The following is a 13,704-nucleotide window of genomic DNA, read 5'->3' on the forward strand; positions in this document are numbered from 1 at the left end:
CCCCAACTACTGCATTCAGGGTTGATCTTCTCATTGCCACTGCACTCGATTTAATTAATCCCGTGCATTTGAAAAACTGGTTTACTCACTGTTGCTACTGTGCCTCATAAAACTGCAATAGGCTGTATATTAATTAACTTTGAAAACGTTAAACAAATAGACAGCTCAGGACTAGGTGGATTGATTGCAATCCAAAGAGTTGTACATACAGCCAATAGTAAAGTGTTTCTCTGCTCAATTCATGGTCAAGTTAAAATGTTGTTTGATTTGACAAAGATGAATGAAATATTTCGAGTTTTTAATAGCTTACAAGAATTTCAAGAAGAAGTTGTTAATCTACAATAAAATTATAATTCTGGATTTAATGCTGATAGGTTAAACTGAATTTTCAGTAAAGATAAATCATCTTCAAAATTGCTACCTTGGTTCAAGTTCTGAAGATAATTTAATAATTGCTTTAGATGATTATGTTGTTGGTGTGAGTCAGCTAGCAACTGCACAAAAGCTTCTTTTCCCAAAATACTACCATTGGGTTGAGAGATTTCGTATGCGCCATCACTAAAAATATATAAAGTACTTCTTTGTTGAAGATATACAGATTCGTTCTCAAAATCAGCATCAGGTAAAAAGCCGATTGGCAGACCTGGAGAACCTAATTGTTGAACTTGAGTTGTAGTATCACCTACTAATAATATAGCTGGTGGATGACCAGCACTAGCATAACTAATTTGATGCCGACAGCGATCGTAAACTCCATACCAAATTGTGAAGTATTTATCGTCATGTTCGCTCATCTGAAAAGCATAGTTGAGCGATTTGAGCACTTCGCTGGGTTGGCAAAAGTTAGTGTTGGGTAGAGATTGCGATCGCAAGAGATTAAGTACTGAGACTGATAGTAGTGCTGAACCGACTCCGTGTCCCGATACATCGAGTAAATAAAGCACTAAATGATCGTCGTCTATCCAGTAGTAGTCAAAGCTATCGCCTCCGAGTTGGGCTGAAGGAATAAATAAGGTTTCAGTTGTTACCGTTCCTGTGAGTGGGGCAGGAAGAAGCGATCGCACATAGCTACCTGCGTCGGCTAATTCTGTTTCCAAAAGTTGTTTTTGGTGTTGTAAATCTTGATTTAAAGCTTCTAGTACTTGTTTTTGGTGTTGTAAATCTTGATTGAGTTGGTATAACCGCAATCCTGCTCTCACTCTTGCTTTTAATTCATTAATATCAATTGGTTTAGCAAGAAAATCATCAGCGCCAGCATCAAGCCCAATTACTCGATCTTCAACTTCTCCTCGTGCAGTTAGTAGAATGAAGAAAGTTGTTGATAATTTTGAATTAGCTTTTAGGCAGCGACACACGTCAAGTCCGTTAATAGGAGACATCATCCAATCGCACACAATTAATGCTGGATGTATTTGTTGTGCTTGCGCAATTCCTTCTTCACCACTACTAGCCACTGTAACAGTGTAACCTTGGTTTTGTAATGCTCTTTTCAGCACCATCCGAATAGTAGGATCGTCATCAATAATGAGAATTTTAACCATTTAAAAATTAAGAAGTGTTGCTTACATAAAATTTGAGCTTTGGGGTGTGAGTATGCTGTCAGATAATCTGTTCACATAGAAGATAGTAGACAATATATATTTTTTATATTTATAACAATTTACTCAATATCTTATTGCTACTTACTTAACTATTTTAACTGATTGTTGTTTTGTTAGTTTTGAGTGAAATAAATTCTTCAAACCAACAAATAGTTTGCTATAGTCTATATATTAATTAAACTTAGTGGATTTGACAATTGATTCACAAAATAAATTTTCAAGTTAATACTGAGTTAACTGCTTCATCTCAAGTAATGGAGTGGTTTAAGCAGTTAAATGAGCCTCCATTAAATAATGTAATTTGGTGGCAATGTCAAACATTGCTACAAGAAGCCTTTATTAATATTGTTGAACATGCTCATAGAGGACTACCACAAGAAACTCCTGTGGAACTTGAAGCGATAAGAAGCAACGAATTTATAGAAATCTTGATTTGGTCATATGGTTTAGCTTTTGACTTAGAGCAGAAGCTAAAAGAAACCCCTGAAATTGAAGAAATTGAGGGTGAAAGAGGGCGTGGGCTAAAAATTATGTCATTGCTTGCGGATGAACTCAGCTATAAGCGTACAGAAGGCGATCGCTATTGTTTATATATAAAAAAATACTATAGTAGAGGTCAGGATTCAGAGATCAGAATTTAGAATTAAAAGTCAGTTTTATCAATAGTTCTGAGCTTATTTAATTTCCTAATTATATTGACCATTACTATGTACAAATTAAGTTGATAGTTTATTTAAGAAAGCTTGAATATGCATATGAGATGCGGTAATCTCTGCTAATAACTCATCCGTTCCTGACAAATTTTGGGCGCGAGCTTTTTGTTCAAGTATGACAGTAGATGCGTGCATTGTTTTTGCCCCAATGTTAGCACTCGCACCTTTAAGATGATGTGCTTGTTGCTCTACTTGTAGAAAATTGGCAGAAGCGATCGCAAGTTTCAATACTTCTAAACGGGCTTGAGTATCTTCAACAAACATTTGCAATAGTTCAATTTCAAATTCTTTGCTACCTTCTGAAAGTTGGTGCAGTTGTTCCCAATCAATCAGATCAAAAGAATCAGTTTTTGGTAGTTGTACAGTTATTTCTGAGTCTAATTGACAACTCCAGTACTCTAAGATCGCGGCTAACTTTTCTTTTATGACTGGCTTGCTAAGATAATCATTCATCCCAGCATCAAGACACATTTGTTTGTCTTCTTTCATCGCATTAGCAGTCATGGCAACAATGATGGGCTGACGCTGATTAGCAAAACCTGTGTACTGACGACGAATTGCTTGCGTTGTTGCAATACCATCGAGAATAGGCATTTGGCAATCCATTAAAATTAAGTCATAGGGAATTTTTTCGAGGAGTGCCAAAACTTCCTGCCCATTGGCAGCAACATCAGCGGTATATCCCAAAGATTGAAGTTGTTTGAGAGCAACTTTCTGATTAACTAAATTGTCTTCGGCAAGTAGAATTTTGAGTTTAGATGTACCATTTGATAATTCACGCTGAGGTAACTGGGAACTTACGATGAGATTATGACTTAGACTACTTGAACTTGGCTCGACGTAGTTTTCTAAGCAAGACATTACTTTATTGAGTAATTTATAAGGAATTTTTTCGAGGAGAGCTAAAGCTTCTTTGCCATTTGTAGCAATATCTGCGGTATAACTCAAGCTGCGGAGTTGCTGGAGAAATTGCTGCGAGTTACGTTCAGCTACAGGATAATTGTGATGAGTAGCAGTTGTAGCAAGATGAGAGTTGAAAGAATTTGCAATATTGGTTATATCAAGTCTTTTGTTTAAAATGTTCATCATTGTGTCAAGCAACCGCGATGGTTTGACAGGTTTAACCAAGTAAGCTGCAAATCCAATTTTTTTTGCCTGCTGTACTTCATCGTGTTGATTTGTAGAAGTGAGCATAATCAACGGTAAATCTGCCAGTAGGGAATTTGCTTTAATTTGTTCGCCTAACATCAAGCCATCGATTTCGGGCATTTGCATGTCAACCAAAGCAAAATCATAAGGTATGTTCTGCTTGTAAGCCTGTTGTATGCATTCCAGGGCAGCCGCAGCACTATCAGCCTCATCAACATGCATACCCCAACGCGTCGCTTGATGGTAAACTACTTTGCGATTGGTTGCGTTATCATCGACAACTAGCAAGCGCAGATTGCGTAAATTACTCAGTCGTCCTGGTTGGGTAGGGTTGAGTTGTTTGACAAAAGGAATTTCAAACCAGAACTTTGAACCTATTCCCAATTGACTTTCTATACCAATCTCTCCGCCCATGAGAGTGACAAGTTGCTTGCAGATTGCCAGTCCCAAACCAGTACCACCATACTTGCGAGTCGTCGAAGCATCGACTTGAGTAAATGGTGCAAAAAGCTTGTGTTGATCTTCAAGGCTGATACCAATCCCTGTATCTGCAACAGTCAAGCGGATGATGGCAATGCTGGAAGATTCTGATTGCAATTCTGCCCGTACTACAACTTCTCCAGTGCTAGTAAACTTGATGGCGTTGTTGATTAAGTTAGTCAAAACTTGACGCAGCCTTCCTGCATCTCCTTGGAGGTAGGTAGGAACATTGCTGTAGATAAGTCCTGCAATTTCCAAGTTCTTGGTGTGGGCTTGGGGAGCAAGTAATTCTAATACTTCGTCGATACAGGTTGATAAATCAAAATTGAGAGTTTCTAACTCCATCTCTCCAGCTTCGAGTTTTGATAGATCCAAAATCTCGTTGATTAAGCATAGAAGTGCATCTCCACTTGTGCGAATTATATTCAGAAAATCTCGCTGTTCGGGTGTGAGAGAAGTATCTAATAGTAAACCTGTCATTCCTAACACTGCATTCATCGGAGTGCGAATTTCATGACTCATATTCGCCAGGAAGGAACTTTTTGCTTGCGATGCTAACTCGGCTTGGTGATGTGCAACTTCGAGTTCTTGACGCTGACGGGTTTCAGCTTCAAGCAGCTGGGCTTGAACTAAGGCAATACCTACTTGATCGGCAAGTTGACGGAGGAGATCAATTTCAAAGCGGTTCCATTGCCTGAGATTGGAACATTGATGAACAATAAGTAAGCCACACAATTCTTCTTTTAAGAGAATCGGAACGACTAAATTTGCTTTAACACCGAATTGTTCGAGTATTTCAATGTGTTGCGGTTGAACATCTAAGATTTCGATGTTTGCAATGTCTTGTGTTTTTAGTTGACGGTATTGCTGGAGGCGATACTGCTGGTGATATTCTTCTTGGAAGTAGGAATCAGTGAGGTGTTGCCCGCGAATTGCAGGCAATCCAGGAACAACGGCTTCAGCAACAATGCTGCCAATACTATCAGGTGTGACGTGGTAGATCAAAACGCGGTCAGTTTGAAGAATATTTTGGACTTCAGTAACGGTAGTTTGAAGAATGTCTTCAATTTGTAACGACTGACGAATTTTGAGCGTGATTTCAGTGAAGAGTTGCGATCGCTGTGTTTGCAGTTGCAGTTCTTCTTCTGCTTGTTTTTGTTCAGTAATATCAATTGCTACCCCACCAAGTAAGAGTTGTCCAGATGCATCTTTGATCGGAAACTTAAAGGATAGCCAATAACGCTCACGTCCATCAGGAGTTGGAACACACTCGATTAACTCTATGGTTTGACCTGTTGCTAGAACTGCCAGATCGTTTTCACGCAACTGTTTTGCTGTTTCTGCTGGTAGCCAAGCAGCATCATCCTTACCTTGTAAATCAGCAAGTTTTACATCAAACATCTGCTCCATTGGTTCATTAATGTAAATGTGACGTCCTTTAGCATCCTTAATAAACGCCATGACTGGGCTATTGTTCATAAAAGTTTTGAAGCGATTTTCACTTTCACGCAGTGCGGATAAAGCTTGTTCGCGTTCAGTAATATCGCTAGCAATTGTTAAAAACCCAGTAATATTTTTTTGAGAATCACACAATGGTGTAACTGACAAAAGAACGGGAAAGCGACTGCCATCTTTGCGAATGTAAGATAATTTATGTTCTTCAGTTTCGCCGTGGCGTGCCCTTGTCACCAATTCATCAAACAGCAAACTCATGACATTGCTTGACTCAGGAGGTTCGCCAACTATTTGGGCAATTTCATAAATATCGTGAAGTATGATTGGTGTTGTTTGACCAATAACTTCGGCTGGAGCGTACTTTAACCATTTTCGCGCGCACTGATTGAAAGTTGTAATCGTACCATCTAAATCAGTAGAAATGATTGCGTAGTTGGCACTGTCTAAAATTGCGCGTTGCAGCGTCATTGTTTTTTGCAAAGTTTCCTCTGCCAGCTTACGCTTGATAAACTGACCGATTTGGCTACCAATCGCCGCCATCATTTGCAGCAAGTCTGCGTCGGGTTCTTGACTTTTGCGATTAAAGAACACGATGACACCCAGTTTCTCATTACCGCTGTGAATGGGAAAACCTAAAGCGCTGCGTAATCCAACTTTCGTTGCAATTGCTGTGCGGTGAAAATCAGGATCTTGGCTAATGTCAGCAATCCAAAGTGGTTCTCTACTTGCCCAAACACGCCCAGGTAGCCCAACTCCAGGAGTAAATGTGGTCTGTTGTGCGATCGCTTCAAATTCTTCAGCAGCAGCAAATGGTAAATGCCAGGTGTGTACGCAATGTAATACATTTTGCGGATTAATACTCCACAGTTCGCTAAACTCCCACTCTAAGCTTTCGCAAACTGCTTGCAAAATTTTGGGAGTAGCAATACTCAGTGTTGCTGATTCTGCTAATACTTTTGTGATTGCATGTTGTGTGACTAATCGCTGTTCGGCTCGTTTACGTGCAGTAATATCTATACCAGTGTTTACAATATACTCAATTTCATTTTGGTCATCCACAAGCACATTTTTTGACCAAGTAATCCAACGGTAATTACCGTTCTTTGTTCTCCAGCAGCTTTCTTCCTCTTTGGGAAATTGATCAGCTTTGAGTTCGGTAAAGTTAGTTTTGACTACTTCTGCTTCTTCCGGTAGTAGAAATAAATTCCAGAAATACCTATCTCTGACTTCATCAAAGGAATAACCTGTGATCTGTTCGCAGGAGGTATTAAACCGCACAATTTGCCCTTGAGAATTCAGAACAAAAACTAACGCGCTAGCCGTATCAACTACTGCAGAAATAAAGTTGCGTTCTTTTTTGAGGGACTCTTCGATCTGCTTGCGTTGAGTAAATTCGTCATAAATTAAATAATAAACATATGCCAGAATGACAAAAATGATCAGAATAGCGATCGCTAGTGTAACAAAGGTGTTGCGAACACTAGCTTTTTCGGCGGCTGACTGTTGCTGTAGTCGTGTTTTTGCCTCTTGTTCTATTTCATAGATATTCTCACGAATGACATCCATGAGGTACTTGCCTTGATTGGTTGAAAGTAGCTGTAAAGCAGCTTCAAACCCTTGTTTTTTTCGCAAGTCAATAATTGATTTAAGTAAATTGAGTCTAGTACCAATTAACGATTCAATTTGATAAATTTGCCCTTGTTGAATAGGTTGATCGGCTGTTAGTTGCTTAAGTGCTTGAAGTTTTTGAGGTATGTTTTGTATTGCGGCATGATATGGCTCTAAATAAGCCTCTTCTCCTGTCAGGATATAGCCTCGCTGACCCGTTTCAGCGTCTTTTGCATAAGAGAGTAATTCTTCTAGGGTGTAAATTTTAACTTGAGTTTTGGCAACTTGGTTGCTACTTTCTACAAGTCCTCTGATGCTGTGATAGGAAACAGTACCAATCAAAACTAATAATAACGATGCCAACCCGAAACCTCCAGCAATTTTTTTAAAGAATTGTTGGCGAGTTTTCTGCGAACGAGTTTTTTCTGTATGAACCAGTAGTAAAGTAGCTAAATTGCGCCGGAGTTCAAGTTGCTTGATAACTTGGCGACCGAGAAGTCTAAGTGCTTCTACTTGTTCAGGGCTAAGATTTCGTGGTACTTGATCGACTACACAGAGTGTTCCTAAGGCATATCCTTCAGGATTAATCAATGGTACACCAGCATAAAACCGGACAGGAGGTTTTGATGTGACATATGGATTTTTTGCAAACCGTTCATCGGCTAGTGTATCCGGTACGACCAAAACATCAGATTCCAGAATCGCATGAGCGCAAAAAGCAATGTCTCGTGGTGTTTCTAGCGCCTCTATCCCAACCTTGGACTTGAACCACTGCCGATTGGTATCAACTAGGCTGACTAAGGCGATTGGAGTTCCACAAATATATGCAGCTAGGCGAGTAAGTTCATCAAAGGCAACTTCGTTAGGCGTATCAAGAATTTTGTACTGTAGAAGTGCTTCAATTCTTTGGGCTTCGTTATCAGGTAGTGGTGCTTTCATGAACCTTTACTCGCGATCGTCAAACTAATTCTTTTGTCACATCGAAATAAATGAAAGAAGTTTGAGTATCGATTCTCAATCTGCATTGAATAACAGCTTCGGACGTAGTACTGGATTTGCACTGTACACTCAGCAGATATAGTCGAATTTAAACAAGTAAGCACCACGGTTAGCACGCAAAAACAAGAACTCAGATTTATAGTTCCCTGATAAATGTTGATTTCGCACACCCAAATCCAAAATTTGATTATTGGTACTTGGTAACTAACGCTACGGTTTACAAGTGTCAATTGCATCAGTATTATCTCCATCACGTTTTCATCGGTATGTGGTGGAGGATGCTATGCCAGAAGTTCTCTTCAAAGTTGACCTAAATAAACCATTTACTGAACAAGACTTGGTAGGTCATAATCGCTGGCATCCTGACATTCCTGCCATTGTGTCTGTTAATCCAGGATCGGTATTTCGGATCGAATGTAAAGATTGGACAGATGGACAGATTAGTAACAACGATAGCCCCAATGATGTGCGTGATGTTGATTTAAGTATGGTTCACGTTTTGAGTGGACCTATTTGGGTAAATGGTGCGGAACCTGGAGATATCCTCGTCGTTGACTTGCTTGATGTAGGAACATTACCTGATTACGAATGGGGTTTTACAGGAATCTTCGCTAGAGAAAATGGCGGTGGTTTCTTAACAGAACACTTTCCTACCGCCCAAAAAGCGATTTGGGATATTCAAGGAATTTATACGCGATCGCGCCACATCCCCGATGTCAAATTTGCAGGAATTCCCCACCCTGGTTTAATCGGATGTGCCCCTTCAGCAGAATTACTGGCACAATGGAATAAACGCGAAGCTGATTTAGTGGCAACAAATCCTAATCGAGTTCCACCGTTAGCAAATCTACCCAATCCGAAAAATGCAATTTTAGGTTCCCTCACAGGCGCAGAATACGATCGCGTTGCCCAAGAGGCTGCTAGAACTGTACCACCTCGCGAACATGGCGGTAACTGCGATATCAAGAATTTATCAAAAGGTTCGCGGATTTATTTCCCTGTATACGTCGAGGGTGCGAAACTCTCGATGGGAGATATTCACTTTTCGCAAGGAGACGGAGAAATTACCTTCTGTGGTGCGATTGAAATGGCAGGATATCTCGATCTTCATGTTGATTTAATCAAAGGTGGTGTTGCCAAATATGGACTCACAAATCCTATATTCAAACCAGGTCCAGTTGAACCAAGGTATTCTGAGTATTTAGTCTTTGAAGGAATTTCTGTTGACGAATTTTCTGGCGAACAGTATTATCTTGACGCCCATGTTGCCTATCGTCGTGCTTGTTTGAATGCGATTGAGTATTTTAAGAAATTTGGCTACACTGGCGAGCAAATTTATTTACTTTTAGGTTCTGCACCCGTTGAAGGAAGAATTAGCGGGATTGTTGATATTCCCAACGCTTGCTGCACGATCGCCATTCCTACCGCAATTTTTGAAAGAAATGTTTTGCCGTCATAACTGTTAGCAATTAGCAAAAGAGAAGAATTCATGCCGTTATACGAATTCCGTTGCAATACCTGTGGGTCTTTTGATGCATGGCGGAGTATGGCACAAGCTAGCGAACCGATGTTGTGTCCAAGTTGCGATACTCTAGCAAAAAGAATCTACTCAGTCGCTGGTTTAATTTTTACACCTTCGGCTTTGAGTCGCCGAATTGAACAAAGTGCTGAACCAAAAGTTCAACAGCGTCAATCACACGCACACTCCCACGATCGCAACCAGCACCAAGGGCGTCCTTGGATGATTGGTCATTAGCATAAGTCAAAAAAGTATTGTGATGTTAGGTAACTTGATGAATTGATAACTGCCAAAGTTGAATTTTATAACACAGATGGCGCTCAAAAATTGTGCGTGCTGCTAACCCTTCAACAATCGGCTTTTCTAACCAACGTTTAGACGCCCAACGCCCCAGTGCATGTAACGGCGGAACTGCGATCGCCACTACATCAGCAATATATTTAACAGTAGTCAGCCCAAAAGTACGGAAGTTATCAATACATAAGTCAATTGTTGGCGCAACTTGAGTTGAGATGTCCTCAGACTTGATTAACTTAAATCCAGCTTGGATCAAAGCCGCGTGAAGTTCACTAGCGACATGACAATTAGAAAAAATGCCCTCTCGATATTCCGCATCAGAACGCATCATATCTGCAAGCAACAGGTAGCCATCATTACTTAGTAAACGAACCGCACCTTGAGCTAAATCTTCAACAGCAATATATTGGCTACTTTCACTGAACAAAAGTAGATCGTAGGGGTGTGATGTGTGAAAATCTTCAAATCTTGTTAAATAGAAAAGTACTTGACCGTTAGTATTTTTGATAAACCTTTCTTGTTGAAGTGCATCGGGTGCTAATCCCTCGACAATAAAACCGCGATCGCACAAATATGTTGCGTTACCACCGATACCACAACCTACGTCGAGGACAGTTTTTGTCTCCTCTGGAATGAAAGTCAAAAGCTTCGCTGCATAGGCTTCTTGCGCTGCACGCAGGCGAGTTAAAGTCAATTCCTCACCTTTTTCCGGTAGTGGTTCCCAATACCCATAATGAAGATAGGAGGAATTTGTGAGTCCCATATAATAATCTATCGCTGCATTTTGGTAGCGAGTTGGTTTGGGAATATTAGTTGCTTTTGGCTTAGTCATTAAGGCACACAGTAAGTTTTAGGTGATTAGGCTTGGTTGAAATTCTTCCCATCGTTTGCACACTTGTTCGTAACAATTGAGTGGAGCAATCTTTAGCTGATGTAAGAAATTGACCTCAATTTGAGGATGAGCTTTTAGCATCAAAACAATGTCTTGATAGGGATTGTATGTTGCAACTGCGGGAAGAATGGAAGCAATTATTGATGAACTAGTAGATTGCGATCGCAAGTAAAACTCAATCAGATTAGAAGGCATAAATTGAAGTGTGAAGGGAATTGTATCAAGATTTGTCATTGTAGAGTAAGTAACGGAGGTGTCCACATCACAAATGACAACTCCTCGCCCAAATGAGTGAAACCCCTGCCATGCTGTATAACCTATTACTAGCAAATTATTATGAATAAAGTTATTTTGCCAGTAGCCAAAATTGCCTTGCCAGACACTATCAGATAATCGCACTTGCTTCCTCACTGTGCAGTCATAATCGTTGTTTGTTAATTCCTACTAGAACTAGCAGCAATATTTAGGGGTGGAATCTTTGCTAAGATACTCTTTTTTAGGGGTTCTGGTCGTTCCGACCAAGGCAGAGAACCATCAGATTTAGTGTAATATTGAGTTGCACATTCGAGGATTGCTGGTGCACTTCCCTCTTTTGGTAAATCTCCAAAAAGATAGGTTAACTTTCCTTCGGCGGCAAAGGCAATAACACAAGCACGATTGCAAGCACTCATACATTCTACGGCTTGAATGGAAAATTTATTCTGCAATGCCCAAGTTTGTGCTAATTCCTGAAGTTGTTGTAATAATTGTTGTCCCCCACTCTCACCAACGCGATTGCCATCTTGCCACACGCTGGCACAGGTCGTGCAGATAAATAAAGTATGTTTGTTCATTGATTTTGAAAGATATAGAATGAAGTTTGCAGCGCAGACATGACAACTCATCGTAGTTGTGTTGCGACTGTTTGTTTCATGCGATCGCACGTTAGCATAAACTACGGCTGTATCAGAAAAATAAGCACTTTTTCAGCTAAACTCCACAATTAAATTAGTAGCGTGTCTTCAAGATACGCACTTTGATTCAGTCACTTTAGTTAAACTGAATGATTCGACACTTGCAATTAATTAAGTATTAACAAACAATTGCTGTTTGGTCGGTAGTTCGTAGCTTCTTGTTGATAGTATATTCTCAAGCAGACTGGATAAATTCTTATGCTAAAAATTATCTGTACCTCGCAGATAGATAGAGTTTTTTTCGGCGGGCATTCTGACTTTGAGACATAAATCTCTTCACAGCTGCGGGACAATGCCGGATTTACACCGAGCTTTCCCCGTTACCTCTGATGGCTGACCCCCACCAGAACCGAATTATTGATTGCCTCATAATAGCATGATTTATAGTTCACAGTTTGGGCAATCTCACTAAGAAATAATGCATTCTAGTCTGCAGCAAACTTTATGAGCGAAAAACTAAGCTTATTAACATAACTTAATATTAAAATAATGTAAGTTATTACTTTTGCTTAACCTATGCCAAGCCGTCAGAAAGGCAGTAGCAAATCTCGGATCGTTATTATTGGTGCTGGAATTGGTGGACTTACCGCAGGTGCATTGCTAGCACATCGAGGCTATCAAGTGTTAGTTGTGGATCAAGCTTTAGTTCCAGGAGGGTGTGCTTCTACATTCAAGCGCAAAGGTTTTACTTTTGATGTAGGTGCAACACAAGTAGCAGGACTCGAACCTGGAGGAATTCATCATCGCATCTTTTCTGAATTAGAAATTGATCTACCACGCGCAACTCCTTGCGATCCAGCGTGTGCGGTGTATCTTCCAGGTGAAGCACAACCAATTAACGTCTGGCGCAACGCCCAAAAGTGGCAAGCAGAACGGCAGAGACAATTTCCTGGTAGCGAACCGTTTTGGCAATTAATCGCAACTTTATTTAAAGCAAGCTGGGCATTTCAAGGACGCGATCCAGTGTTACCACCGCGCAATCTTTGGGATTTATGGCAACTGACAACGGCGGTACGTCTTGGAACTTTAATTACTTTGCCGTTTACTTTGATGACAGTCGGCGATGCGTTGCGGGCTTATGGCTTAGGAAATGACGATCGCTTGAGAACATTTTTAGACTTGCAATTGAAGCTTTACTCGCAGGTGGATGCAGAAGAAACCGCGTTACTTTATGCCGCGACTGCGTTGAGTGTATCGCAGCTACCACAGGGTTTGTATCATTTGGAAGGTAGTATGCAGGTGTTGAGCGATCGCCTCGTAACTGCTTTAGAAAGAGATGGCGGTAAACTCCTGATGCGTCATACTGTAGAACATATTCAAGTACAAAACAACAAGGCAACTGCTGTCGTCATTCGCAATCAAAAAGGTGAAACTTGGACAGAAGTAACCGACCATGTTGTTGCTAACGTCACTGTACAGAACCTAATGCAATTATTGGGCGAAAATGCCCCAAATGGTTACAACAAACGAGTAGACAAATTACCGCAATCGTCAGGTGCATTTGTCATTTACTTGGGTGTAGAAGAAAGTGCGATTCCTGCTGAATGTCCGCCGCATCTGCAATTTATGTATGATGCCGATGGTCCCATTGGAGATAATAATTCACTGTTTGTATCTGTTAGTCGTCCAGGCGATGGTCGTGCCCCTGTAGGTAAAAGAACAATTATCGCTTCTTCGTTTGTCGATCCGTTACCTTGGTGGCGTTGTCATGATTATGAAGCAATGAAAGCGAAGTATACCCAAGAGGCAATTACTAAACTGAGTCAATTCTTTGATTTAACATCAGAAACGATTATTCATGTAGAAGCAGCAACACCCCGCACCTTTGCCCGATACACAGCAAGAGATCGAGGTATTGTAGGCGGTATTGGTCAACGAATACCAACTTTTGGTCCTTTTGGCTTTGCAAATCGAACTCCAATCCAGCATTTATGGTTAGTCGGTGATTCAACACATCCAGGGGAGGGAACTGCAGGTGTCAGTTACTCTGCATTAACAGTAGTCAGGCAAATTGGGTGAAGGAGTCAGAGGTTAGAGG

10 protein-coding genes and 1 riboswitch are annotated in these 13,704 nt (G+C 40.5%); of the genes, 5 read left to right on the plus strand and 5 right to left on the minus strand.

What is annotated here, in order from left to right:
• Positions 1-99 precede the first annotated feature (99 nt).
• Positions 100-345, plus strand: a complete 246-nt coding sequence (locus tag IQ230_RS27875) for an STAS domain-containing protein (protein ID WP_193931628.1) — start codon at positions 100-102, stop codon at positions 343-345.
• Between the two features lie 2 nt (positions 346-347).
• On the opposite strand, the gene IQ230_RS08730 is transcribed toward IQ230_RS27875, so the two are convergent.
• Positions 348-1,541 (minus strand): PP2C family protein-serine/threonine phosphatase, encoded by a 1,194-nt coding sequence (locus IQ230_RS08730; protein WP_193931629.1) that lies wholly within the window; start codon positions 1,539-1,541, stop codon positions 348-350.
• A gap of 257 nt (positions 1,542-1,798) precedes the next feature.
• Here IQ230_RS08730 and IQ230_RS08735 point away from each other — a divergent pair, with 257 nt between their 5' ends.
• Entirely contained in the window at positions 1,799-2,242 is a 444-nt protein-coding gene (locus IQ230_RS08735) for an ATP-binding protein (RefSeq protein ID WP_193931630.1), read from the plus strand.
• A gap of 75 nt (positions 2,243-2,317) precedes the next feature.
• On the opposite strand, the gene IQ230_RS08740 is transcribed toward IQ230_RS08735, so the two are convergent.
• A complete protein-coding gene (locus IQ230_RS08740) occupies positions 2,318-7,945 on the minus strand; it encodes a PAS domain S-box protein (RefSeq protein ID WP_193931631.1) in 5,628 nt (1,875 codons plus the stop codon).
• 283 nt (positions 7,946-8,228) lie between these two features.
• Here IQ230_RS08740 and fmdA point away from each other — a divergent pair, with 283 nt between their 5' ends.
• On the plus strand, positions 8,229-9,464 hold the full coding sequence (fmdA, locus tag IQ230_RS08745) for a formamidase (protein ID WP_322742347.1): 1,236 nt from the start codon (positions 8,229-8,231) through the stop codon (positions 9,462-9,464).
• A gap of 30 nt (positions 9,465-9,494) precedes the next feature.
• Entirely contained in the window at positions 9,495-9,761 is a 267-nt protein-coding gene (locus tag IQ230_RS08750; RefSeq protein ID WP_193931632.1) for an FmdB family zinc ribbon protein, read from the plus strand.
• 25 nt (positions 9,762-9,786) lie between these two features.
• On the opposite strand, the gene IQ230_RS08755 is transcribed toward IQ230_RS08750, so the two are convergent.
• Genes IQ230_RS08755 through IQ230_RS08765 form a run of 3 tightly spaced genes read right to left on the minus strand, consistent with a single transcriptional unit; the run spans position 9,787 to position 11,546 of the window.
• Entirely contained in the window at positions 9,787-10,653 is an 867-nt protein-coding gene (locus IQ230_RS08755; protein WP_193931633.1) for a methyltransferase domain-containing protein, read from the minus strand.
• An 18-nt stretch (positions 10,654-10,671) separates the two neighbouring features.
• Entirely contained in the window at positions 10,672-11,112 is a 441-nt protein-coding gene (locus IQ230_RS08760) for a hypothetical protein (RefSeq protein WP_193931634.1), read from the minus strand.
• Between the two features lie 35 nt (positions 11,113-11,147).
• Entirely contained in the window at positions 11,148-11,546 is a 399-nt protein-coding gene (locus tag IQ230_RS08765; protein WP_228054700.1) for a DUF1636 domain-containing protein, read from the minus strand.
• A 346-nt stretch (positions 11,547-11,892) separates the two neighbouring features.
• A riboswitch (cobalamin riboswitch) is annotated at positions 11,893-12,033 on the minus strand.
• A gap of 149 nt (positions 12,034-12,182) precedes the next feature.
• Between IQ230_RS08765 and crtD the strand changes: the two genes are divergently transcribed.
• Positions 12,183-13,685, plus strand: coding sequence for a C-3',4' desaturase CrtD (gene crtD, locus IQ230_RS08770; protein WP_193931635.1), 1,503 nt, complete (start codon positions 12,183-12,185; stop codon positions 13,683-13,685).
• Positions 13,686-13,704 lie beyond the last annotated feature (19 nt).

Origin of the sequence: Gloeocapsopsis crepidinum LEGE 06123 (assembly GCF_015207655.1) — a bacterium.
Classification (GTDB): Bacteria; Cyanobacteriota; Cyanobacteriia; order Cyanobacteriales; family Chroococcidiopsidaceae; genus Gloeocapsopsis; species Gloeocapsopsis crepidinum.

What these genes read in the sequence shown, in the direction of transcription:
- IQ230_RS08730 (WP_193931629.1), bottom strand. Translation starts at nt 1,541, where the DNA reads ATGGTTAAAATTCTCATTATTGATGACGATCCTACTATTCGGATGGTG.
- IQ230_RS08740 (WP_193931631.1), bottom strand. Translation starts at nt 7,945, where the DNA reads ATGAAAGCACCACTACCTGATAACGAAGCCCAAAGAATTGAAGCACTT.
- IQ230_RS08750 (WP_193931632.1), top strand. Translation starts at nt 9,495, where the DNA reads ATGCCGTTATACGAATTCCGTTGCAATACCTGTGGGTCTTTTGATGCA.
- IQ230_RS08755 (WP_193931633.1), bottom strand. Translation starts at nt 10,653, where the DNA reads ATGACTAAGCCAAAAGCAACTAATATTCCCAAACCAACTCGCTACCAA.
- IQ230_RS08765 (WP_228054700.1), bottom strand. Translation starts at nt 11,546, where the DNA reads ATGAACAAACATACTTTATTTATCTGCACGACCTGTGCCAGCGTGTGG.
- crtD (WP_193931635.1), top strand. Translation starts at nt 12,183, where the DNA reads ATGCCAAGCCGTCAGAAAGGCAGTAGCAAATCTCGGATCGTTATTATT.